Source organism: Treponema sp. JC4, assembly GCF_000260795.1.
GTDB lineage: Bacteria > Spirochaetota > Spirochaetia > Treponematales > Treponemataceae > Treponema_D.
In genome coordinates this window covers 1-24,126 of the sequence record NZ_AJGU01000007.1, presented here as the reverse complement: position 1 = coordinate 24,126, position 24,126 = coordinate 1, and the positions used below count along the sequence as shown (strand labels likewise).

Sequence of the window (24,126 nt, the reverse complement as noted above, 5' to 3'; positions counted from 1 at the left end):
GTAAAGAATAGAAACATGGCAGAAGAATCAGAAAAAAAGCCAGGATTTGTAGTGCATAAAAAGGCACAGACTCAGCCAGCAGCTTCAGCTCCAGCCGCTCCAGAAAAGAAGCGCGTTGTTGTTGTAAGAAAGAACCCAGCTCAGAATGCGCCACAGGACCCTTCAAAAAATGACGGAGCTAAAAAAAGCCCTGTTAAGGTTGTCGTAAAGAAAGCTGAAGGTCAGGCACCTGCTCAGACAGAAAAGCCTGCAAAACCTCTTTCTCAGGCACCTGCAGCAGCTGCTGAGGCTCCAAAACCTGCAAATACACAGCAGGCTCAGCGTCCACGCACCTTTGAACTTAATCAGGCTCGTCCTAACGTAAAAGCCGGAAACCTTTCTGACCACGGACGTCAGAATAACCGCGGTGGATACAACCGTGGCGGTAACGGACAGGGCGGCTACAATAATTATAACCGCGGCCAGGGTGGTCAGGGTGGTTATAACCGCAATGGTGGTAACGGCGGCCAGGGCGGCTTTAATGGCGCACAGGCTCGTCAGAGCTACCAGAACCGCGAGCGCGATAACCGTGAAGGCGGACAGGGCTTTAACCGCGGCGGACAGGGCGGCTTCAACAGAGGCGGTCAGGGAGGTCAGGGTGGCTTTAATCGCGGCGGCCAGGGCGGTTTCAACCGACCAGGTCAGGGTGGTCAGGGAGGCTTCAGACCTCGTCCAATGGGCGGTGGAATGGCACCTGCTTCTCCAATCCCAGAGCAGAGAACTCAGGGTAAAAAGGCTGCTTACAAAGGTAAAAAACAGGTTTATAACCGCAAGGACGAAGAGCAGTATGATGATAACCTCTTTGAACAGAAGAAGAAGGTTGAAACTCCTGCAAGCGTAGTTCCAAAAGAAATTGAAATTATGGAAACAGTTTCGGTTTCTGACCTTGCACGCAAAATGAACCTTAAAGCAAGCGAAGTTATCGGAAAACTCATGGGAATGGGTGTAATGGTTACTATTACCCAGTCAATTGACCACGAGACCGCAGAACTTTTGGCTAGCGAATATGGCTGCGAGGTAAAACTTGTAAGCCTTTATGATGAAACTGTAATCGAAAGTGATAAGGATGACGGTGTAGAACTTCTTCCTCGTCCTCCAATCGTTACTGTAATGGGACACGTTGACCACGGTAAGACAAAGACATTGGATGCAATCCGTCACGCAAACGTTGCGGCAGGCGAAGCCGGTGGTATTACCCAGTCAATTGGTGCTTATTCAGTTACAACAGAAAAAGGTAAGATTACTTTCCTTGATACACCAGGTCACGAAGCCTTTACAATGATGCGTGCCCGCGGTGCTCAGGTAACAGATATCGTAGTTCTGGTAGTAGCTGCAGATGATGGTGTTATGCCTCAGACTCTTGAAGCTATTGCTCACGCTAAGGACGCTAAGGTTCCTATCATCGTTGCCGTAAACAAGGTTGATAAGCCTGAAGCTAATCCAGACCGCGTTAAGACTCAGCTTTCTGAACTTGGTCTCACTCCAGAAGAATGGGGTGGAGATACTCAGTATGTTCATATTTCTGCCCTTAAGAAAGAAGGTATTGATGATTTGCTTGATGCAATCCTCCTGCAGGCAGAAATGCTTGAGCTTAAGGCAAACTTTGAATGTCGCGCAGAAGGTAAGATTCTTGAATCCCGCGTAGATCAGGGACGTGGTGTTGTTTCAACAGTAATCGTACAGCGTGGTTCCCTCAAACAGGGTGACCCATTTGTTGCCGGAATCTATTCTGGTCGTGTACGTGCCATGTTTGATGACCGCGGTAAGCGTATTCAGGAAGCAGGTCCATCTATTCCTGTTGAAGTTCTTGGTATGGAAGAAATGCCAAATGCCGGCGATCCATTCCAGGTTACAGAAAGCGAAAAAGATGCACGTGCTATTTCTGCTAAACGTCAGGAACTTAAACGCTTTGAAGCTGCTAAGGCAGTTAAAAAGACTACACTTGATACTCTTTACAAGGATATTGAAAACAGCGAAGTTAAAGAACTCAAAGTTATCATTAAGGCTGATTTGCAGGGTTCTGCAGAAGCTCTTAAGGCATCTTTGGAAAAACTTTCAACACGCGAAATCCGTCTTTCAGTTATCCATTCAAGTGCCGGTGCAATCAACGAATCGGATGTTACCCTTGCATCTGCTGATGAAAACGCAATCATCATCGGCTTTAATGTTCGTCCTACTCCAAAGGCAAAAACTCTTGCAGAGCAGGAACAGGTTGAAATCCGTAAGTACAATATCATCTACAAGTGTGTCGAAGAAATTCAGGCCGCTATGGAAGGTATGTTGCAGCCGGATACAAAAGAAGAAGTTATCGGTATGGTTGAAGTTCGCAACACATTCCGCGTTCCAAAGGTCGGCGTAATTGCCGGTTGTATGGTTTCAGAAGGTGTGGTTAAGCGTACTGCAAGCGTTCACCTTGTTCGTGACGGTATTGTTAAGTTTACAGGTAAGATTACTTCCCTCAAACGCTTTAAGGATGACGCAAAAGAAGTCAGCACAGGCTATGAGTGTGGTATCGGTCTTGAAAACTGGCAGGATATCATGGTTGGCGATAAACTCGAAGTATTCGAAATTGTAGAAGTTGCTAAAAAACTTGGAAAGACTCTTGCCGAAGAAGAGGCTGAGCTTGAAAAGAAAGGCGGCGCTGATACAGATAAAGAAGGAGAAAATTCATAATGGGACAGTATCGTTTACAGCGATTGAACGACCAGCTCCGTGATGAAATTTCCACATTGATTTTGCGCGGAGAAATAAAAGATCCCCGCGTAAATACTTTCCTCAGCATAAACAGGGTTGAAGTAACAAACGACCTTGCTTATGCAAAGGTTTACGTTTCTACATTTTTACCGGACGGTCAGCTCAAAAAAGGAGTTGACGGTCTGAATTCTGCCGCAGGATTTATCCAGCGCGTAATTGCCGGAAAACTCAGAATCCGCCAGTTTCCTCATCTTCAGTTTATTGTTGACCAGGGAATGAAGGCTGGTTTTAAGATGGTTCAGAAATTGAATCAGCTTGAAGCTGAATCTAAGGCGCTGGAAGAACAGCAGGCTGCAGATGCAGACAAATGACGGAATTGTACTCCTGGCAAAAAAGCCGGGAGTAACATCTTTTTCATCCCTTAATAACGTAAAAAAATCTCTTCACACTACTAAGGTTGGTCACACAGGAACCCTTGACTCTTTTGCTCAGGGGCTCCTTGTTGTTTGTACCGGCAGAATGACAAAGCTTGTAAGCCACATCACAGAATTTGATAAATCTTATTCTGCAGTGATTAAATTCGGGGCAGAAACTGATACCCTTGAATTTACAGGTCAGGTAGTAAAGGACGCGCCTCTTCCAACTTTGCAGGCTCTTAAAGCAGCTCTAACTCAGTTTACAGGAGAACTTTTACAGGCTCCACCGGCTTACAGTGCAATTCACGTAGACGGTCAGCGTGCCAGTGATCTTGCCCGTAAAGGCATTCAGGTAGCAATTCCCAAGCGTAAAATTACTGTATTCAGCGCAGATCTTGCCGAATACCAGCTTGAAAAAGACTCAGACAGGGTTGTATTTGCCCGTGTTGATTTTACCGTATCCAAGGGTACTTATATCCGCTGTTTAGCCCGTGATATTGCAAAATCTTGCGGCTCAGCAGGTCATCTTGTAGGCTTACTTCGCACAAAGGTTGGAAACTTTAAGCTTTCTGATGCAGCAGGTCTTTCTTTGCTGGAAGATTTTTCTATTGCTTCAGCAAAAAAGAATGCAGAAGATTTTCTTATTAAGCAAACGGTAGAAGCAGAAAAAGAAGTTGAAACTAATGCAAAAGTAAGAAAGCCTTATGTTCCTACAGAAGAGGATCTTCTTATCCAGACTGAAATACAAGAAAAAATCCAGAACTTTTCAGAAGAAACTTCTATCTTGTGCGGCTTTGAAAATATCCATTTAAAATCTGAAGAAAGACTGGCAGACTTTAAAAACGGAAAAAAACTTTTTTATTCAGATTTTGAAGAAAATATTAATCCCGCTTGTGCTAAGCCTCTTGCGGTTTTTTATAAAGAATTATTCTGCGGACTTTTGGAAATCGGCGCTAATAAAAAACTTTATTACAAATTTGTAATTGCCTAATCTTTTCTTCTTTCGGCATCAGTTTTTTCATAATACTCATTTTTCATCTTATACATGAATTCATCAGCCTTAGAAATAAGTCCTTCAAAAGTAGGATTATCATAATCTGCTGCGGAACAGTAGCCATATGAAACTGAAATATTTTTGATTTTATCATTATGCCAGTTTTCAATTAAGGAATCAAAATAGAAAAGGCGTTTATTCAAAACTTCTTTATTTGCCTTAAGAACAACAAGGAATTCATCACCACCCATACGGCAGCGTAAAAGGGCATCATAAAAGACTTTTTTAAGTATATCCGTTACACCAATAATATACTGATCGCCTGCTGCATGTCCCAGTTTATCATTAATGCCTTTAAGGCCGTTTAAGTCAAAGTAAATAACATTAAAATCATCTGTAAGTTCTGTATTTCCAAGATGCTTTTTGAAAATAGAGTAGGCGCGTCTGTTATCCATTTTTGTAAGCTGATCGGTAAAGGCATATTTTTCAGCTTCACGAAGGGCTGCCTGCTTTTTAATCATCTTAACAAAACGAACGATGGAAACGGAAATCTGCATTACACAGTAAATAATAAAGGCTGTAACTGAGAATTTATAATAATCACCATCGCGGTTGTGGTTGTACATTAAAATTACAACAAAAACAATTACGGCAAAAAGAATGTTTCCAATATTAAGGAAGAGTTTTTCAGAGCTTTCATATTTGTAAAGATTCTTTATGCTGACAGTTATAACATAAATAATTTCTACTATATAAATAAAGTGGGTAAAGACAATAATTTCACTGATGTCTTTTAATCCCAATACAAAAATTAAAAACTGAATTACTACATTAAGTTCAGAAATAACAGTGATTATTTTTATAATTTTATTTTCACCATAAAGGGCATTCAGGTAGCAGGCAAAGGCAACGGCAAGAAGAAGCAGGGCTGCATGAGATAAAATTCCATCTACAAGTACCTTATCTGTAAAAAGTGAAATGATATGAGAATCACAAAGATTCCATATGGATGTTAAAATTGAAATTACAGCAAGATAAAAAAGGCTTCTTGAAAGTGAGGTAAAACGCTGTTTGTTTCCAAAGTAACTTAACAAGAAGAAAACAAAGGAACCAAAACTACAGACTATAAGAAGTACCGCAGAAATAAAAATCAGAAGATTTTCCCTCAGGTATTGAATCATGTAGGTATTTCTTGAAGAGAGTATAATTTCTGTAAGAGAAGATTTTGAAACCTTTGAATCCTGAAGCTGAATTGAAATTTCTATCTGTTTATTGCTGAATTCTTTTCCAAGCGGAATATTACATTGACTTTTTCCTATGCTTGTTTTAATTCCTGCAATTGTTGCAATATCAGAAGCATAAATATAATTTCCGTCAATTTTTGCAGTCAGAGTTTCGTATCTGCATTTGAGGATAAGTATAGAAGTTGAATTTAAATCCGGTAAAGTTGTTGTGATTGTAAAATCATTTAAGGATTTTTTTGAAGTATAGGGGAGAACAAGCGTCTGGTTAGAATATTCAGCCGAAGAAATTTTCCATTCCAGATACTGGGTTTCGTTTACAAAATCATTTTTTGTAAAGGTATTATCCTTTATTTGAAACAAAGACAGAATTACCAGCAAGGAAAAGATGCCTAAAAAAACACGCCAGGCAATTTTTGAGATTTTGGGTAATACTAGAAAATAAAATTTCAAAAATGGATTCACAGTTAAATAATATCACATTTTTAGAGATACGGAAATAATTTTTAAATAAAAAAAAAAGACACTCAAAATTGAGTGCTTTTGAAGTGGGCAGTGAGAGGATCGAACTCCCGACATTCTGGGTGTAAACCAGACGCTCGTACCAGCTGAGCTAACTGCCCGATTTGTTTTTGTAAGCTGCTGTATTGCTGCTTGATGTTTATATATTATACAATCGCAGAAATTTAGTCAAGATGTTTTAGAAAAAAAATTGAAAAATTTTTAAATTTTTGATTTTTCGTTAATGACTATCAAAATAAACTGTGTTAAAATATTTTACTGTCAAAATGAAAAAGTGCCTTTTCGGACTTACAATATTTTCTCTTCTCTTTTATATGTCCTGTTCAAATGATGCTGATGAAAATATAAACGCAGCAGACCTTCAGACAATAAAAAGCCTTGTAACAAAAATTGAAGATGAAACTGTATGGTCTGTTGAGCTTGAAAAAGAAAGGCTTTCAAAAAATCTTGCTTCAGATTCAGAAAACCTGGCAGGCTCCCTTGTTTTGACAAAAGATAACTCCCGTATATTAAAGGCCTATAGGGAAGCCGTATATCCCTCTTTTTCAGATTTCGGCTCTCTTAATATTTCTTCCATGGAATATAAAAATCTTTCCAGCGCAGAGAAAATATGCTCTTCTCTTTGTAATCTGGATGAAGATAAACTCTTTTCTTATTTTTCTTCAAATTACCGTTATAATTACATTTTTTTTGCCCGGGAACTTAAAAAGGGCTGGAAGGATAATTTTGGTAAAGCTTTCCCGGAAGCAAAAGCAACAGAAGCCAGCGAGACTGCTGAAAATGAAGAAAAGACAATAATAAAGCTTTTTGACCATTATATTATGGGAGAAGCCTTTTACAGCAATAATCTTATTCAGATTCCAGCCAGATTTTATTGTAATATGGGATTTGTTGATGTAACATTATATATGAATCCAAGTCAGGAAAAATCTGTTTTTAATATGAAAATCGTAAGGTGGGAGAAAAATGGCTGATTCAACATTGACCGGAATTGAGCGCGAGCTTGTAGTTCAGTATCTGATTGACGGAAACGTTCCTGTTACAATTACTCCTCTTGATGATAATATCTCTGATTCTGAAGAAGAAATTCGCCCTGTAAATTCCCAGATTTTTCCTGTTGCCATAAAAGGCGAAAATATCACTGTAAAAAAGAACGGAACCATAATCCTTGAAAATCCCGGGGCTTCCGTTAAAGAATTTTTAAATAAGGCTGTAAAGGTTGAGTTTTATTTCAACCGGGTAGGGCTTTATTTTAATTCAAAGGTTACCGCAAAAAAGGATGTATATTCTGTTTCAATTCCGAACGTAATTTACCGCATTCAGGATGTTATAGAACAGAGAAATTATGACTTCTCAGCCCTTTTATACTATGAATGCAAGACTGGACGTGAACTAAATATGCTCTGCCTGCCCTGGGAAAATACAGAGCTCTTAACCCGTCCTGTATGGAAGTCTATTCCGCTTGAAAATCAGAAAAAGGCAAAATCCCTGCTGGAAAATTATGTTGCTCAGGCCAAGCTTGAAAAAAATGCCGGAAACGGAATCCAGCTTATTCCTGTATGCAATTATCTTACTTTTGAAAATCCTGTAAAAATTGAATCCCTTCAGGATAGAATTAAGCCTCTGAACATTCTTTATGTGGATCACCAGCGTCTTGTGCTTGGACTGGACTCTATAAATTACACTTTTATTCAGAATGATGAATACGGTATAAAACTGTCCTTTTCCCTTAAATCAGGTCCTATTATGACCCGCGATATTTTTGTAACGGCTGTAGTAAATAAGATTTACCGCTCAGAAATACAGGGCGACAACAGAATCTGTGTAGACTGCCGCTATACAACAATTCAGGAAGAAGATATCCGCTTTATTTACGAAAAAGCAACAAAAACCCTCTTTATTTAAGTCCAGATTTTACTGAAAGTCCCGTTTTGTCTGTTTAGGGTCATTTCCCAGAAGAATTGCAAAGGGATGAAGATAAGAAATATTTTCGCAGATAATTTTGATGATTACAGTCATTGGAATAGCTATAATCATTCCTACTGTTCCCCAGATATAGGCCCAGAGAGTTAAGCTTACGATAATCACAAAAGGTGAAAGTCCCAGGTTTTTTCCCTGAACGCGAGGCTCAATAATATTTCCCAGCATAAAATTAATAAGAATTATCAGGGTGAAAATTGCAAAAACCTTAGGGTAGTTAGGGTAGAACTGCACCAGGGCAAAAAGAGTTGTTATTGAGCATGAAAAAATCGAGCCGAAAGTCGGGATAAAGTTCATGGTGAAGGCTAAAAAGCCCCACAAAATGGCAAAATCCATTCCAAAGCAGAGGGCAACTAAAAATACCAGAAAGCCTGTTGCCAGGGAAATTGCAGTTTTAATAGAAAGATAATGTACAATTTCCTGAATAATGCGGCGGATAACGCGTAAAATCTTTCCTTTTGCCCGGTCTGCAAAGGCATAACTGATTTTTCGGTTTGTCATGCGGTATTCAATCAGGATAAAGAGAGAAAAAATCAAAACAAGAAAGATGTTTTTTCCCGAAGAAACAAGGCCGGTAGAAAGGGTAACTACAATTCCCTGAATGTATTCGCGAACCTTTAAGTGCTGCCAGATATTGCCGGCCAGGCTCATGTCTTCATCAAAGCGAAGGTCAAAGCTGTTTGCAAGAATTTTATAAATATGAAGGAATTTGCTTTCGTATTTAGGATATTCTGAAACAATTGAGGTAACGCTGGAAATTAAAAGGGAAGAAACGCCCAGAATTATGAAAAAGAGGAAAACTGTAATAAGAACAGCAAGAATTGTCCAGGGAATCTTAAACTTGTAATTGATTTTCTGGATAATCGGGGCAAAAACACAGGCAAGCAGGGCTGCAGTAATTACAGGCAGAAATACGGAAGCAAGGATTTTAAAAAGAAAACCTGTTAAAATTGCAAAGCTTGCAAGGAGAATATAATAGATTTTTCTCTGATAATCGCTTTCTTCCATATTTCCCTTTATTAAAGTGCGGGGGAGTTTCGCCCCCTTTATTTATTTTTTAGCAGGCATAATCTTGTCGAATCCACAGAATGGTACAAGTACTTCTGGGATTGAAACAGAACCGTCTGCATTCTGGTAGTTTTCAAGAATTGCAAGCATTGCACGTCCTACAGCAATTGCAGTTCCGTTCAATGTATGTACATACTTGTTCTTTCCGTCATCATCCTTGTATTTGATGTTAAGGCGGCGAGCCTGGTAGTCTGTACAGTTAGAAGTAGAAGTAACTTCACCATATTCACCACCATTGCGTCCAGGCATCCATGCTTCCAGGTCCCACTTGCGGTAAGCAGGAGCTCCAAGGTCACCTGTACAGGTATCAACAACGTGGAATGGAATGCCAAGACCTTCAAAAATCTCCTCTTCAATCTGGCGGAGTTTTTCGTGGAGTTCGTCACTCTGCTCTGGAGTTGAGTAAACAAACATTTCTACCTTGTCGAACTGGTGAACGCGGTAAAGTCCCTTAGAGAACTGACCTGCAGCACCTGCTTCGCGGCGGAAACAGTGAGAAAGTCCACCGTAAAGGAGAGGAAGAGAAGCCTTATCCAAAATCTCGTCTTTGTGGTAACCGCCAAGAGTAATTTCTGCAGTTGCAACAAGACAGGTTCCTTCTTCTTCAATAGAGTAAACGTTAGATTCGTTTCCGCGTGGATTAAATCCGATTCCCTTCAAAACTTCTTCTTTTGCAACATCCGGAGTGATGAAAAGCTTAAAGCCATGTTTGCGGAGAATGTTCAAGGCATACATAATCAAAGCCTGCTCAAGGAATACAGCGTCGTTTTTAAGGTAGTAGAATTTAGGACCAGAAACCTTTGTTCCGCGGTCAAAATCGATGATATCAAGCTCTTCACCAAGCTGAACGTGGTCTTTTGGTTCAAAGTCAAACTTGCGTGGAGTTCCAACCTTTTTAACTTCAAGGTTTTCTGTATCAAGCTTTCCAACTGGAGCATCAGGGTGAACCATGTTAGGAAGCTGGCGTGCAGCCTCTTCAAGTTTTTCTTCAATAGCCTTGCTTTCGCTTTCTACGTCTGCAATTTCAGCCTTGATCTGCTTTCCGGCTTCAATAAGTTTTGCACGCTCGTCAGCCTCAAGCTTCTGCTTCATAGCCTGAGCATTTTCGTTACGTTTCTGCTGCAAAGCCTGAAGTTTTGTTACAAGGGCAGTGCGCTTGTCATAAAGTTCAACTACGATGTCTGCCTCAGCCTTCATATTGCGGTTGATGATGTTCTGTTTTACAGCTTCAAGATTGTCTTTAATAAATTTATAGTCTAGCATTTCTTTTATCCTCGCGGGCCTAAGCCCTATTCTTATTCAATAGTATACTTAATTGTTACGTTTGAAGTAATATCCAGTTTTCCCGGTTCAATAGTTGTTTCTGTATTTGCCTTTGCAGCCTTTGCAAGCATTACGCCGTCATTTCTTGAAGTAGAAGTGTAGTTTTCGTAAATTTCAAGAACATTTCCAACCTTGCAGCCGCTTGCTCCTGCCAGAAGGTTTGCTGCATCCTGAGCATCCTTAATTGCAAGAGTGCGGGCCTGACGCAAAGCTGTAGAGCGGTCAGAAACCATATATTCAAAATCAGTTACACCGTTAGCACCTGTATTCTGTTTTACAGCAGCATCAATAACCTTTCCTGTAAGATCAGGATTTCTTACGATTACAGAAATTGTATTGCGTACAGTGTACTGACCAGGGTAAGCCTGAGAATTATCCTGAGTAATTTTATAATCGCTTGTAAAAATATCATCATCTGCAACGCCTGCACCCTTAATTGCCTCAATTGCGTTGTTTGTGTTGATAGCATTGCGTTCAGCAGTCTGAGAAACATTCCAGCCCGACGAGCGTACAATGAATTTTACCGAAACTAAATCCGGGCTAACCGAAACGGTTCCACTTCCGGAAACTGTTATGTAGCGAGGTGTTTCTGCCGGTTTGTTGAAAGTACAGGATGTAAGCGAAAGTGCCAGCACCGCAGAAGCTGCTAAAACGATTTTTTTCATAATCTAACCCCTTATCTTCCCTGAAGATAAAATCTTTGTAAATATATAATGCGCTTATTTGCCTTATCCCAGAATTTACTTGCCGGGTAGTTTTTTGTAAGCGTTGTGTACGAATTAATTGCGCCGCTGATATCCTGAAGGTCAGACTTTGCTTCTAAAATCTGTCCCTGAAGATAGAGGGCCTCATCGCGGCTGTCGCTTGATGCGCCAAGGTATTCATTTATATTTTTTAAGGCCTCTGAATATTTTTTTTCTGTAAACTGAGTCTTCGCAAGCGTTAAAAGCTGGCTCAGATCTTTCTGGCTTTTTTCGTTAGAAGATAGAGTTGCGTCTGCTGCTGCGGCATTTTCTGACGCGGAAAGTAATGCTTCCCGGCTTGCTTTTGCAAGGCTGTTACCATTCTCTGTCTTAGGGCTAGAAGTATCAGCTGCGTTATTTTTCTGCGCTGCCACCTGGGCATTGGCAGAAGTCTTATTGCTGGTCTTGTTTTCTACAGTCTTTTCTTCTGGAGCTGCAATCAGTTCTACATCATCGTTTGAATCGTCGTATTCTACAGCTGCAGTTTCAACTGTATTTTCTGCAGTCTTTCTAACCGGACGCTTTGCCTTTAATGGCATTTTGAATGCCGGTGCTTCAATATGAGTTGTAGCGCTTCCCCGTTCTGTTTCAACAATTACTTCTATATAATCATCTATAATCTGACCACTTACAGCGTCGTTTTTATAAAAATGTAGTATTTTCCTTCCCGGCTGGCGGGCCTGCAAAGAAAAGTTTGTATTTTCTGTTCCAAGCTGTCTTCCAAAGTAGGTAATGTTCTTTGAATTGTCTGTAGCACCCATGTAAATCCAGCCCTTTCCAGGATAGCTTACGTCCAGGTATTCTGTAACCTTCATTGTTACAGAACGCGATGGAGTAATCTGATTTTCATTAGATGCTGAGTTTTCTTCTTCAAGGTTATCTGCATCGGCATCAAGAAGGTCAGCGTCATCTTCTCTGCCATCTTCATTATCAGCATTTTCGTCTGCAGTGGACAGGGCAGCTTCTCCGGCTGCACTTATTCCTGCAGATGCAGCTGTTCCTGTGTCAATTCCGTTTGCAGCACCCGCATTTACGCCAGTGCTATTTGCCCCTTCCGATTGAGTTCCTGCTTCTGCGTCTGCCAGGCCGTTTTCTGCATTAATTCCGTCAACGTTTTCTCCGTCCGCATTCAGCAGGGAGTCTGAATCATTTTCATTTTCAACGTCGCTTACATCTTCATCATCAAGTTCCGGAAGCTGGTCAAGCTGGTCTGGCTCCAGGAATTCAAGGTCATCTTCATCAAGATTGTCTTCATCCGGCGGAAGATCTGTAATCTCTGGCTCTTCAATTTCAGAAAGCTCTGCTTCTGAAGAATCGTAAACCTTGTCGTTTAATTCAGTGTCAGGAGCCTTATTTTCTGTGTCGCCAGCGGCTTCTGGTTTTGAGGCACAAGAGAAAAATATCAGCGTAGAAAGAGCTGTTAAAGTTAGAAAAAGTTTTTTCATGGTGCTGCCTCCAGTATATCATTTACAATTTTGTCGTTAGAAAAACTAAGCCCTTCAATTTCCTTTTCTGTCGGAACTGTGAACCATTCTTCTGCTTCTTCTTTTGTCCAGCGGTCTCTGGCAGGGCGCGAAATATTATAGTCTTTTGGAAGTTTTGGTCCGTCAGGAATTACGGGATTTTCCGTTCCCATAACTGTAGTCTCTGGTATGCCGGTATTCTTTTCCTTTTTGCCTTTTCCGCTTGCAATAACGTAAATCAAAAGAATAAGGCAGATAAAAATTACAAAAATCATCCCGGCTATGGCGAAAAAGAGCGTCTTATTTGTTTCCATTAAGTCGCGGATTTTTTCGCTTAGGCTTTCTGTGAGCTCTGTAATTTTTTCTTTTACTGACTCAATTATTGAACCAAAATCCATATTAATTACTCTGCATTTTCTTCTTCATGGCGGTGTTTATCCGGGCGAGGTGGAAGTACAACTCCTTCCTCATCTGGAACTTCTTCGTCCACAAAGTTTTCGCTTGAACGGTCAATGTCGGCTCCTGTCTTAATGTCTTCATCAAGACGAAGCTGAATTGTCTTACTTACGCCGGATTCCTCCATTGTAATACCAAGCATTGTAGAAGCACCCATTACGGTCTTCTTGTTATGTGTAATTACGATGTACTGACTGATGTTTGCAAAGCTTTCAAGTGTTGTTACAAAGCTTGAAACGTTCTTGTCGTCCAAAGCGGCGTCAATCTCGTCCAGAAGACAGAATGGACTAGGGCGAACCTGATAGGTTGCAAAGAGCAGGGCAACCGCAGTCATTGTCTTTTCACCACCCGAAAGAAGGGCAATGTTTTCAAGGTTCTTTCCAGGCGGCTGGGCGTAAATATCAATACCAGAAGTAAGGATATTTGCGGGATCTGCCAGCTTAAGCTCTGCACGGCCACCGTTGAAGAGGCGGCGGAACATATTGTGGAAATTCTTTTTAATCTTGTTGTAAGTATCAAGGAACATTTCGGCAGATTTAGATTTAATTTCTTCCGAAACGATGATAAGGTTTTCCAAACTCTTTTTAGTATCGATGTAGTTTGAGTTCTGGCGCTCATAGCGGTCTTTTACTTCCGCAAACTCTTCCGGCGCCATAAGGTTTACAGTTCCAAGTGAGTTGAAAGCCTTTTTTGCTTCACTGAGTTTTTCGCGAAGGTCTGCTGCCGAAGCATTGATTTTATACATTCGCTCTTCGTAAGCCATTAGGTCGCGGCTGTACTGATCCTGGAAGTTCTGTTTTACGTTACGAATATCGTTATCTGCAGAGTTCAGACTCAAAGTAAGGCGTTCATACTGTTCCTGATAGCGGCGTTCATCTTCACGCTTTTTATCAAGAGTGCCTGTTTTACCGGAAACTGACTTATCGCACTTTGCAATTTCTTCGTCTAGGTTAGACATTTCTTTTGCAAGCTTTTCACCGCGGTATTCGATTTCGGCAAGTTCATCCTGAATGCCGTTGATTTTTTCGTTGAGTTCTTCCTGGCGTTTTGTTTCTGTAAAAATATCGTCTTCAACTTCGCGCAGGCGGTTTTTCTGCTCTGCAAAAGTGCGCTCAAGGTTGTTAATCTGGTTTTTAGCGGAGTTAATCTGCTCCTGCATCTGGATTTCGTTAATCTTGAGCTTATGAAGTGTATCTTCGTACTCGTTGATTTTTGCAACCAGTTCTGAGTTTTCAGAATGAAGGTCTGTAATCTGAGAATTAATTTTTTCTACGGCTGCTATATTTTCGTTGATTTTGTTATCAATGCCGCGTTTTTTAGTCATTACACCTTCAGGACTCAAAAATTCTGTGATGAAGGCTGGTGAAGCGTTTAAGTATTTAGAAAGGGCATCTTCCAGTGCTGCAATCTGACTTTCTGCCTCTGCAAAGGCGTCACTTGCTTCGCGTACAGTTTTAGAAGACTCTTCTGCACTGTGATTCTGATTTGCAAAGTCTGTAAATACATTTTTACGGCCTGTTACAAAAACCTTAAGCTTTCCAAGGGCTGTATCCAGTTCTTCCTTTGCATTTCTCATTGCGTTTTCGCTGAAACCAGCAGATTTAAGCTTTTCATCAAGCATTGTAACGATGTCTTCTGTAATGGAAGCAAGTTCGTTCTGCAAGTTTTTGCGTTCAGCTTCAAGAGAAGAAATCTTTTCTCGAAGTTCGTCAGCCTTCAGATCGTTTTCATTAATCTGTGTGCGGCTTTTTGTAATATTGTCTTCAAAAGATTTGATATTTGCTCGGGCATTTTCCAGCTGCTTTGTCTTTGAGTGAAGCTCTGCGTTCTGCTCGTCAATTTCTTCCTGAGTATTATCAAGCTGTTCGCTGATTGCGCGTTTACGGCCGTCAAGGTTATTGATTTTTTCCTTGATTTCGATAGCCTGCTTGTTGAAGTTAGAAATTAAGTCCAGCTTACCGTTCTTTTCTGTACCGATTTTGATAAGCTCTGCCTGCTTTGCATAAAGCTCTTCCTGAAGTGCCTTAGACTTTTCGCGGTTTTCAGAAATTGTATTGTTGATTTCGTCAATTTCTTTACGAACCAGGTCGCGTTTCTGTTCAACAACCTTGAGTTCATCCTGATGTCGTGCCTTATCCTGAACAAAGTTTTTAAGGCGGAGCAGGGTAATGTCGAGTTCGTAATCAAAAATCTCGTCCTTGTACTTTCGGTATTTGATTGTTTTTTCACTCTGGATTTTCAAAGAATCGTACTGACGCTTGATTTCTCCAAGTGCTATTTCAATCTGAGTAAGGTTCTGTCGTGTGCGTTCAAGCTCGCGTTCTGCTTCTGCAACTTCTGCCTTAGAACGGCTGATTCCGGCTGCCTCTTCAAAAAGATAGCGGCGGTCTTCCGGCTTACTTGAAAGAATCTGATCGATTTTACCCTGTTCCATGACAGAGTAGGCAGCTTTACCAACACCAGTATCCATAAAGAGGCGGCGGATTTCTGTTGGACCCGCAGGTCTCTTGTTAATAAAATATTCCTGATCGCCAGAGCGGTAAAGGCGGCGGGTAATTGCAATTTCGTCTTCATCAAGAGGGAGTAATCCCTTATCGTTACAGAGAGTTAAAGTTACTTCGGCAGCGTTAAGCTTCTGGCGGCGTTCTGTTCCGTTAAAAATAACGTCTTCCATTTTTTCTGCGCGAAGATTTTTTGAGCGGTTTTCTGCCAGTACCCATTTAATGGCATCTACTACGTTTGATTTTCCACAACCGTTAGGGCCAAGAAGGGCAGTAATACCTTCTGCAAAATCTATATGAGTTTTATCAGCAAAAGATTTAAAACCGTGAATATCAAGACTTTTTAAAAACACAAAATATTCCTTAAAAAATTAGTCTAATAATTATAGCGATTTATAGAGATTAGTTCTACAAATAACAAAAAAATGCTTTCGCGGGAACCGCCATTCGCTCTGCGGTGAGCTGGCAAGGATAAAAAAAATTGTCTTGGTTCAGTTTGTGTCTCTATCCTTGCCAAGCTCAATGCGTCGCGAATGTCGAACCCCGCTACGCATTTTATTCTTCCTAAGCGCTAATCTCTTTAATTACTTTTATTAGTTTTTCAACGGTGTCACTCCAGTTGTACTTACCGGCCTGCATGTTGCCTAGGTCGGTCATTTTGTCGCGTAAATCTTTGTCTTCTATGACTTTCTGCATTGCGGCAGCAATTTCGGCAGGGTTATTTGAATTGAAATACAAAGGCGCGTGGCCGCCTACTTCTTTCAGTGCACCGGCATTAGAACACAAAACCGGGATTCCGCAGGCCATGGCTTCAAGAACAGGAAGTCCTATTCCTTCATTTACGCTTGGGAAAATGCAGGCTTCGGCTCCGGCATAAAGGGTTGCAAAGCTTTCGTGAGGAAAAAAGCCTGTAAGAAAAATGTCCGAGGCATATTCACTTTCGAAAACTGCTTTATGAACTTCTTTGGCGTAATCTCCGTCTTCGCCTGCAAGTACCAGACGGTGGGGAAGACCTGTATTTTTTTTGAAGATTTCAAAAGCCTTAATCAGTTCAATGTGCTTTTTGTTCTTATCAGAAAGCTTTGAGCCATAAATAAAGTAGGGACGTTTGATGCTGAAAGGTGAAACCTCAACAGCCTCTTCATCACCAAGAACTTTTGGATAAAAAAGCTTATGGTCAATTCCGTTGTAAATAACACGGATTTTTTCTTCCGGGATTCCAAGCTTTACCAGATCTTTTTTGATGTAATTTGTTCCCGCAATAATAACTTTTACGTTTTTAAGTCCGTGTTTCAAAAGTTTTTTATGCAGAAAACTCATTTTCTCAATTGCAGCGGAAAGCACTGTGTTTACAATTGCAATTCCATTTTTAATGAAGGTAAAGGGAAATACCTTTGAAACGGCCGGATAAATAACTAAATCATAGTTATTTTTCATCACAAAAAACTTGATTCCGCTTCTGTGATGCCAGCTTCCTTCTGACTTGGGATTGTCCGCAAGTTGAACTGCCTGATATGGAAATCCATTATTTTCTGTAAAGGTAAAACGGTCTGTTTCTGAGCCAAAAAGTTCGAACTGAATGTCTTCATCATCAGACGGAAGATTTGAAGTCAAATAAAAAAGACAGGAACCAAGTCCCGATCTTCCGTGATCACAGCCGAACGTATCGATGCCAACTTTTATCATTCTTCTAATATATCATTTTTTGCGCCTGTATGCTATATTTTAGGTCTATGAAAAACGCATTCACCTTATTATCAGAAAATCTTAATCAGAAACTGACTGAACTTGGAATTAAAGAGCCGACTGCCGTTCAGAACGAAATTATTCCCCGTATTTTAGAAAAAAAGAATGTGATTTTTCAGTCAGAAACCGGAACTGGAAAAACCTTTGCATATCTTCTGCCTTTAATTCAGAATTATGGAGAAAATGATGATGTAACAGCTGACGCTGTTAAGATTCTTATCGTTGCTCCTACGTTTGAGCTGGCTTCTCAGATTAATCAGGCCGCTAAGCAGATTACAGAAAAGAAAACGGCTCTCTTTATTGGCGGAGCCCCGATTAAGCGCCAGATAGAAACTCTTAAAGAAAAGCCCTTCCTGGTAATTGGAACTCCTGCCCGTCTTGTTGAGCTTATCCGCCTTAAAAAACTTAAAATCAGCGGGCTCAAGGCAATTGTTTTTGATGAAACAGACCGTCTTGTGCGTAAGGAACTTTTTGAGGAATCTGATGCCCTGCGTCTTTTAGTTCCAAAGGAAAGTCAGGTGATTGCCTGTACCGCAACCTTAAACAAGCAGACAAAAATCTTTTTTGCTGGAATAGAAAACGTAGTACTTCCTGCAGAAGATGTTCTTCGCAAGCGGATTACCCACTGGGCAATTTATGCCGAAAACCGCGATAAAATTGAAACTTTAAGAAAATTCATCGCTGCCTGCGATTATCAAAAGATTTTGATTTTTACAAGCCGGGCTGACCAGGTAGAAAATATTTATACCAAATTGCGTTTCAAAAAAGTTGACTGTATGGCTTTACACGCCAAGGCAGACAAGCAGCTTCGTAAAGCCGCAATCGACAAATTCAGAAGCGGGAAGTGTAAAATTTTAATTACAAGTGACCTTGCTGCGCGAGGACTTGATATTGCAAATATTTCTCACGTAATTCAGATGGATTTACCGGAAGACGAAGATTTCTTTATTCACCGCAGCGGCCGTACAGCCCGCGCCGGAAAATCTGGAATAAATGTGGTAATCGGCGATGAATACGAAATGCGGAAATACGCCGCTCTGGAAAAGAAACTGGGCATTGTAGTTTACCCGAAAGAGGTATACAACGGAGAGATTGTAGCACCTGGGGAAAATTAGATTTTGCATAAAAACGCGCGAGCGAAGGGTGTGCTTTCAAACTGCATTGCAGGTGCGGGCGACAGCGAGTCAAATTTCAAAATATCCTGCACCCGCAGTTTGAAACCGCACCTTCGCTCGCGCATTTTTATGCAGATTCTATTTGTCCGCCCTGTCGCTGCACAAGTTTCATTACGTCTTTTTCTTTCTGCAAAACTACATCTTTTGTAATCTTTACAGATTTTTTGCCTTCAATATCCGGCACTTCAAACATAATGTCCATGAGCATCTTTTCTACAATTGTGCGAAGTCCTCGTGCACCGGTCTTCTGGCGGATAGCTTCAGCAGCAATTTCCTGGATAGCGTCGTCTTCAAAAGAAAGATCAACATCATCAATCTTAAAGCTTGCCTGGAATTGCTTTGTAATTGCGTTTTTAGGTTCTGTAAGAACAGAAACAAGGTCATCCTGTGTAAGCTCTTTGAGGGCACAGGTAATTGGCATACGACCAATAAGTTCTGGAATAAGACCGAACTTTACAAGGTCGTCCGGTGTTACCTGAGAAAGCAGCTTCATCTTCTGAGTTTCATCCATCTGTCCGATGTTTGAACCAAAGCCCATAGAATGAGCGTAAACACGCTGTTCAACAATCTTATCAAGACCAACAAAGGCACCACCCAAAATAAAGAGGATGTTTGTTGTATCAATCTGAAGCATTTCCTGATTAGGGTGCTTGCGGCCGCCCTGAGGAGGAACGCTTGCAACTGTACCTTCAATAATCTTCAAAAGTGCCTGCTGAACACCTTCACCGCTCACATCGCGGGTAATAGAGGTGTTTTCAGATTTGCGGGCAATCTTATCAATTTCATCAATAAAGATAATTCCGCGTTCTGCAGCTTCAATATTTCCGTCTGCGGCATTAATCAGTTTAAGAAGAACGTTTTCTACGTCTTCACCAACATAACCGGCTTCTGTAAGGGTAGTGGCATCTGCAATTGCAAAAGGAACCTTAAGCTTCTGAGCCAGTGTTTTTGCAAGAAGGGTTTTTCCGCTTCCTGTTGGTCCAATCAAAAGAACGTTTGATTTTTCAATTTTAACGGCATTTTCTTCTGTCTGAAGAGCCTGTGCCGAAGACATTCTTTTGTAGTGGTTGTATACGGCAACCGAAAGAACTTTTTTTGCATCATCCTGACCAACAACATACTGATCAAGGTAAGCTTTAAATTCTTTTGGTGTTGGAACGTTATCCAGTTCAATTGGAAGAACGTCTGCTGCCTGCTGTTCAAGAATACCTGAGCAGATTGCAACACACTTGTCACAGATAAATGAATTGCCAGATGGTCCGGAAATCAATTTTCTGTCTTTGCCGGCTGTGCTGCCGCAGAAAAAACAATATTTATCATTAGGTGAACTAAAAAGACCCATTGTTATCTCCAGTAATTGATAATTTATTTTCTAGAAGGCATTACGTGATCTACAATTCCGTATGCAAGCGCGTCCTGTGCTGACATGTAATAATCACGTTCCATATCTTTTGCTACTTCGTCGATTGATTTTTTTGTATGATGAGCAAAGTATTCAATCGAAAGTTTTTTAAGACGGATAATTTCCTTTGCCTGAATGGAAATGTCACTTTCCTGTCCCTGAACACCGCCCCAAGGCTGATGAATCATAACGCGGCTTGAAGGAAGTGCATAGCGTTTTCCTGCAGTTCCTCCTGCAAGAAGAATTGCACCCATTGAAGCAGCCTGTCCCATACAGATTGTCTGAATGTCACATTTTACGTACTGCATTGTATCGTAGATTGCAAGGCCTGCTGTAACGCTTCCACCAGGTGAGTTGATGTAAACGCTGATATCTTTATCTGGATTTTCTGATTCAAGGAAAAGAATCTGAGCAACTGCAAGGTCTGCAGAAGCATCGTTAATTTCGCCGTCAATGAAAACGATTCTGTCTTTTAAAAGACGAGAAAAAATATCGTATGTTCTCTCTCCATTTCCTGTTTTTTCTACAACGTAAGGTACAAGAGTATTCTGCTGTTCGTTCATAAAAATCATCCTGTTATGAAAATAAAAATTCGTACTTTATTAATATAATGAAAAAATGCAAAAAAGGGTAGTGATATTATAAAATCAGCAAAAAAAAATCCTTCGGGCGGTTTTGTGCAGCTCCGAAGGATTTTCTGGTGAAAGATAAACTTTCAGCTATTAGTTATTGAAAAGTTCTTTGAAAGAAAGTTTGTCGCCTTTTGCAACTTTAACTTCTTTGTAAAGTTCATCATAAAGCTTGTTTTCTTTTGTATCATCGATGAGGTATTCTTTTGCACGAGCGTCAGAATAGTGCTTTTTAACTTCTTCTACAGTCATTCCGCCTTCTTCTGCAATTTCTGCATAGCGTTTTTCGATTTCTTCTGGAGTTACGCTGATATTGCGCTCTTTAAGAAGTGCATCAACGATGATTCTAGATTTAAGCATTTTTTCAGAATCGCCAGTCCACTGAGTAAGCATAGCTTCTTTTGTCTGACCAGATGCTGAAACCATTTTTTCAAGCTGTTCTGGGCTTGTCTGGAACTGCTGAGCCATCATTCTCCAGCGGCCGTCAAGTTCTGCCTGAAGCATAGAAGCCGGGATGTCGAACTTGTTCTTTTCAACAAGCTGTTCAAGAAGTGAGTTGTTTTTCATTTCGCGAACACGGCGGTTCTTTGCAGCTTCCATATTCTTTGTGATGTCAGCTTTCATGTCTGCAAGAGTCTTGTATTTAGCGTTGCAGTCCTGAGCAAAGTCATCATCAAGAGCTGGAAGGTCGCGAACTTTTACAGCTGTAACAGTTACTGAAAGTTTTACTGTTTTTCCTGCAAGGTCAGAATCTTCGTAATCTTTCTTGAAAGATTTTGTGATTTCTTTAGTTTCGTCTTTCTTCATACCGATGATTTCGTCATCGATTTTGTAGAGGTTTTCACCTGTTCCTACTGTGAATACGTAATCCTGGCGTTTTGAACCAGCAATTTCTTTTCCGTCTTCACCAATTTCTGAGTAGTTGATTGTTACGATGTTGTCTTTTGCAACTACTCCGTCCTTCTTATCAACAACCATAGCGTTGCGTTCCTGCATAGCCTTGAGCTCGTCGTTCAAGTCTGCATCAGAAATTGTAACCTGTGGTTCTTTTACTGTGATTCCAGAGAAATCTTTTACAGATACTTTTGGGAATACATCGTAAGTTACTGTATATGTAAGGTCTTTTGTTACGTCCAATTCAGGAGCCTTGTCCATAACTGGCTGTGCGTATGGAAGAGGGCGGTTGTCTGTTTCGTTCTGGAAGATTTCATTCAATGAAGAATCAATGAGCTCTCCGAGTGCGTCAGCCTTAAGGGAATCACCATATTTGCGCTCAAGAACATTTGCCGGTACGTGACCTTTGCGGAAGCCAGGAATCTGTGCGTTTTTTACATACTTTGACAAAGTAGATTTGTAAGACTGCTCTACGTCAGCTTTTGCAATTGTTACTGTCAGTTTTACTGCAGATTTTTCCAAATTTGTGAATTCTTTTGTAAGTTTCACGGTGGTAACCCCTTAAATAAAATTAACTGCCGGCAGGGGCAGTAAAGTTCAAAATTATAAAAAAAAAGCGGTTCAGATTTATAACTGAATCGCTTTTTTTAATTTAGAGCGGAAAACGGGAGTCGGACCCGCGACATCCACCTTGGCAAGGTGGCGCTCTACCACTGAGCTATTTCCGCAAAGCTTTATGCGTTTTCAGGTCTCTGAAAAGTAGAGCGGAAAACGGGAGTCGGACCCGCGACATCCACCTTGGCAAGGTGGCGCTCTACCACTGAGCTATTTCCGCAAGATTTATTTCCTTTGCAAATGTCCAGGAAAGACAATTGCGAGAGGAGGGACTTGAACCCTCACGCCGAAGCACTAGATCCTAAGTCTAGCGTGTATGCCAATTTCACCACTCTCGCGTGATTTAAGGCCAAGCCTTTCTTTTGATGAGCGACCGGGGGATCGAACCCCGGACCCACAGATTAAGAGTCTGTTGCTCTACCAGCTGAGCTAGTCGCCCGAAGTGATTAGTAATATAACAAATCAGCGCATTTTGTTCAAGGGGTTGAATCTTGATTTTTCAAAAATTGTTGATTTTTTTTACAGCATGGTAAGTGCCGTTCTGCGTCTGAGAGGACTCGAACCTGCTTAAAATCGTTCGCGAAAGCGAACATCCTCTTAGCAGGGGGCAACGGGGACGGCGCTGAGTCCCCGTTAGGGCAACTGAAATTTTTAGTTGCCTTCCTTATTTTACGTGCGTCTGAGAGGACTCGAACCTCCTACCTTCGGTTTCGAAGACCGACGCTCTGATCCAGATGAGCTACAGGCGCATTGCAGAAAAATCTGCCTAAAAAAAACGAACAGATTAAGCTGTTCGTTTTAGGGTGCCTAGTCGGGATCGAACCGACGACAACCAGATCCACAATCTGGCGCTCTACCGCTGAACTATAGGCACCGTATTTGTCGTTAAGACTTTGAAAGTTTAACAGATTTTTGCTCTCAAAGTCAATGGCCTGCTGTGCAAATATTGGAAAATTTATGAAAAATTTACGCTTGCACTGCAAGTATTCCTGTTAGAAATTGTAAATTGCACCTGCGTTGAAGGAATATTTGAAAAGTCCGCCAAATGCAAAGTTATTTTCAGCAAGAACAGCCCAGTGTTCATCAAAAGCCCAGCGGCAGCCAAGCTGGAATTCACCGTCAAAATAAACTTTTGTTTCATTATATTTTTCATCAAGATATCTTGATTTCACTTCATAGAATGCAATAGGGATAGAGAAACCTGCTCCTGCATATGGAATCAGCTGATCCTGCCAGGTTCCTGTTTTTCCACTGAAGAATGAAATAGGAGGAGCCCATACTGCTCTTGCACCTGGTACAACCATAATAGACTGGAATTCTACAATTCCCCAGCTTTTGCCACCAAAATCCAGGTTACAGAAGCCTTCAATTCCAAAGTTAGGAAGAGGGAAAAGGTTTGTCAGCCCAAAGGCTGGTGCAAGTTCAAAGTGTGAAAAGTCCAGTTTATAGTCATTTTCAGAATAAGTAATAGTTGCATAACCGATAGTAAGTTTTCCATACATACCGATATCTTTCTTTTCAGCTGCAAAAACTGAGCCTGCAAGCATTGCCATTGCAAGGCAGATGGCAGTAACAATTTTTTTCATTTTTTAATCTCCTTATTAAATTGTTTTTTTAACTATAAGAAAGGGAAGATTACGGGTCAATATCCTTTCTATTAATAAAAGTAAAATTCACATTTTTAATAGAAATTTTTGATTTTTCCCTAAACCTTTTTTTTCAGATTCCGATGAATAACTGAAAGACCGAATCCGTATCAAAAGGATGGGGCTTGTGGAGATTATATGAACGAAGAATTCAAAATCATTCTTGAAGATGAAAACAATCTTCTTGATCACATTACTGAAGAACAGTCAGCTTTGCGTCTTGCCGTTGAAAAGAAGAACTGGAATGACCTTATGACAAGTATTTCAGAAATCAATCTTATGTCAGATGCTTTTAAGACTCTGGATACAAGACGGGAAAAACTTCAGAAATCAATTAATAGAGATGAACTTGCTTCGTACAGCGAAACTCTCTTGAATCTTCGTTCAAAACTTCTTAAATGCAAGGCAGAAAATAAAGCATTTGCAAGCTATGTAAGTATCAGCCGTTCTTTTATTCAGCAGGTTGTGGAAAAGGCGCTGCCTCAGTCACGCAATAAGAATTATTCACGAACCGGTCATATTGTTCAGCCTCAGCCACAGAGCGTAGTGGTAAATCAGTTGTTTTAATTAAGAAAGAGA

19 protein-coding genes and 7 tRNA genes are annotated in these 24,126 nt (G+C 40.7%); 7 read left to right on the top strand and 19 right to left on the bottom strand.

The features are described from left to right. The first annotated feature begins 15 nt into the window (after nt 1-15). The 3 genes from infB to truB are packed head-to-tail and all read left to right on the top strand — an operon-like array spanning nt 16 to nt 4,140. Complete coding sequence (gene infB / locus MSI_RS05045) at nt 16-2,712, top strand: translation initiation factor IF-2 (RefSeq protein ID WP_009104360.1); 2,697 nt, start codon at nt 16-18, stop codon at nt 2,710-2,712. After that, a complete protein-coding gene (gene rbfA, locus MSI_RS05040; RefSeq protein ID WP_009104359.1) occupies nt 2,712-3,104 on the top strand; it encodes a 30S ribosome-binding factor RbfA in 393 nt (130 codons plus the stop codon). The genes infB and rbfA overlap by 1 nt, the downstream gene beginning before the upstream one ends. Then, the gene (gene truB, locus MSI_RS13865) at nt 3,091-4,140 is read left to right on the top strand and encodes a tRNA pseudouridine(55) synthase TruB (protein ID WP_009104357.1); all 1,050 of its coding nucleotides are present in this window, start codon (nt 3,091-3,093) and stop codon (nt 4,138-4,140) included. Before rbfA ends, truB begins: the two co-directional genes overlap by 14 nt. Here truB and MSI_RS05030 read toward each other — a convergent pair. Beyond that, nucleotides 4,137-5,747, bottom strand: a complete 1,611-nt coding sequence (locus MSI_RS05030; RefSeq protein WP_155815484.1) for a GGDEF domain-containing protein — start codon at nt 5,745-5,747, stop codon at nt 4,137-4,139. The two genes, truB and MSI_RS05030, sit on opposite strands and share 4 nt — an antisense overlap. Before the next feature lie 186 nt (nt 5,748-5,933). Then, nucleotides 5,934-6,007, bottom strand: a tRNA-Val gene (locus MSI_RS05025). A 165-nt stretch (nt 6,008-6,172) separates the two neighbouring features. Between MSI_RS05025 and MSI_RS05020 the strand changes: the two genes are divergently transcribed. Then, the gene (locus tag MSI_RS05020; protein WP_009104353.1) at nt 6,173-6,880 is read left to right on the top strand and encodes a hypothetical protein; all 708 of its coding nucleotides are present in this window, start codon (nt 6,173-6,175) and stop codon (nt 6,878-6,880) included. After that, nucleotides 6,873-7,811, top strand: a complete 939-nt coding sequence (locus MSI_RS05015) for a hypothetical protein (RefSeq protein ID WP_009104352.1) — start codon at nt 6,873-6,875, stop codon at nt 7,809-7,811. Before MSI_RS05020 ends, MSI_RS05015 begins: the two co-directional genes overlap by 8 nt. A gap of 9 nt (nt 7,812-7,820) precedes the next feature. Here MSI_RS05015 and MSI_RS05010 read toward each other — a convergent pair whose 3' ends face one another. The 7 genes from MSI_RS05010 to MSI_RS04980 form a co-directional block, all read right to left on the bottom strand. After that, complete coding sequence (locus MSI_RS05010) at nt 7,821-8,894, bottom strand: AI-2E family transporter (protein WP_009104350.1); 1,074 nt, start codon at nt 8,892-8,894, stop codon at nt 7,821-7,823. Nucleotides 8,895-8,936: 42 nt separating this feature from the next. Further along, nucleotides 8,937-10,217, bottom strand: coding sequence for a serine--tRNA ligase (gene serS, locus MSI_RS05005; protein WP_009104348.1), 1,281 nt, complete (start codon nt 10,215-10,217; stop codon nt 8,937-8,939). Nucleotides 10,218-10,249: 32 nt separating this feature from the next. Beyond that, on the bottom strand, nt 10,250-10,942 hold the full coding sequence (locus MSI_RS05000) for an SIMPL domain-containing protein (RefSeq protein ID WP_009104346.1): 693 nt from the start codon (nt 10,940-10,942) through the stop codon (nt 10,250-10,252). A gap of 11 nt (nt 10,943-10,953) precedes the next feature. After that, nucleotides 10,954-12,465, bottom strand: coding sequence for an outer membrane protein assembly factor BamD (bamD, locus tag MSI_RS04995; RefSeq protein WP_009104344.1), 1,512 nt, complete (start codon nt 12,463-12,465; stop codon nt 10,954-10,956). Beyond that, complete coding sequence (locus tag MSI_RS04990) at nt 12,462-12,881, bottom strand: hypothetical protein (RefSeq protein WP_009104342.1); 420 nt, start codon at nt 12,879-12,881, stop codon at nt 12,462-12,464. Before MSI_RS04990 ends, bamD begins: the two co-directional genes overlap by 4 nt. A gap of 5 nt (nt 12,882-12,886) precedes the next feature. Next, nucleotides 12,887-15,793 carry a chromosome segregation SMC family protein gene (locus tag MSI_RS04985; RefSeq protein ID WP_009104340.1) on the bottom strand — a complete coding sequence of 969 codons (2,907 nt, stop codon included), beginning with the start codon at nt 15,791-15,793 and terminating at the stop codon, nt 12,887-12,889. 211 nt (nt 15,794-16,004) lie between these two features. Beyond that, nucleotides 16,005-17,126, bottom strand: a complete 1,122-nt coding sequence (locus tag MSI_RS04980) for a glycosyltransferase family 1 protein (RefSeq protein ID WP_009104339.1) — start codon at nt 17,124-17,126, stop codon at nt 16,005-16,007. Between the two features lie 47 nt (nt 17,127-17,173). Between MSI_RS04980 and MSI_RS04975 the strand changes: the two genes are divergently transcribed. Further along, on the top strand, nt 17,174-18,301 hold the full coding sequence (locus MSI_RS04975; protein ID WP_155815483.1) for a DEAD/DEAH box helicase: 1,128 nt from the start codon (nt 17,174-17,176) through the stop codon (nt 18,299-18,301). A 127-nt stretch (nt 18,302-18,428) separates the two neighbouring features. Here the strand turns inward: MSI_RS04975 and clpX are convergent, their stop codons facing one another. From clpX to MSI_RS04925, 10 genes are all read right to left on the bottom strand, one after another. After that, on the bottom strand, nt 18,429-19,703 hold the full coding sequence (gene clpX / locus MSI_RS04970; RefSeq protein WP_009104334.1) for an ATP-dependent Clp protease ATP-binding subunit ClpX: 1,275 nt from the start codon (nt 19,701-19,703) through the stop codon (nt 18,429-18,431). Between the two features lie 23 nt (nt 19,704-19,726). Further along, nucleotides 19,727-20,326, bottom strand: a complete 600-nt coding sequence (gene clpP, locus MSI_RS04965) for an ATP-dependent Clp endopeptidase proteolytic subunit ClpP (protein ID WP_009104331.1) — start codon at nt 20,324-20,326, stop codon at nt 19,727-19,729. 159 nt (nt 20,327-20,485) lie between these two features. After that, nucleotides 20,486-21,835, bottom strand: a complete 1,350-nt coding sequence (gene tig, locus MSI_RS04960; RefSeq protein WP_009104328.1) for a trigger factor — start codon at nt 21,833-21,835, stop codon at nt 20,486-20,488. A 107-nt stretch (nt 21,836-21,942) separates the two neighbouring features. Beyond that, nucleotides 21,943-22,014, bottom strand: a tRNA-Gly gene (locus tag MSI_RS04955). Between the two features lie 35 nt (nt 22,015-22,049). Then, nucleotides 22,050-22,121 (bottom strand) — tRNA-Gly (locus MSI_RS04950). Nucleotides 22,122-22,159: 38 nt separating this feature from the next. Then, nucleotides 22,160-22,239, bottom strand: a tRNA-Leu gene (locus tag MSI_RS04945). A gap of 28 nt (nt 22,240-22,267) precedes the next feature. After that, a tRNA-Lys gene (locus MSI_RS04940) sits at nt 22,268-22,340 on the bottom strand. 235 nt (nt 22,341-22,575) lie between these two features. Then, a tRNA-Arg gene (locus tag MSI_RS04935) sits at nt 22,576-22,650 on the bottom strand. A 53-nt stretch (nt 22,651-22,703) separates the two neighbouring features. Then, nucleotides 22,704-22,775 (bottom strand) — tRNA-His (locus MSI_RS04930). A 118-nt stretch (nt 22,776-22,893) separates the two neighbouring features. Then, a complete protein-coding gene (locus tag MSI_RS04925) occupies nt 22,894-23,487 on the bottom strand; it encodes a hypothetical protein (RefSeq protein ID WP_009104326.1) in 594 nt (197 codons plus the stop codon). A gap of 198 nt (nt 23,488-23,685) precedes the next feature. Between MSI_RS04925 and MSI_RS04920 the strand changes: the two genes are divergently transcribed. After that, the gene (locus MSI_RS04920) at nt 23,686-24,114 is read left to right on the top strand and encodes a hypothetical protein (RefSeq protein ID WP_009104324.1); all 429 of its coding nucleotides are present in this window, start codon (nt 23,686-23,688) and stop codon (nt 24,112-24,114) included. Nucleotides 24,115-24,126: the final 12 nt, after the last annotated feature.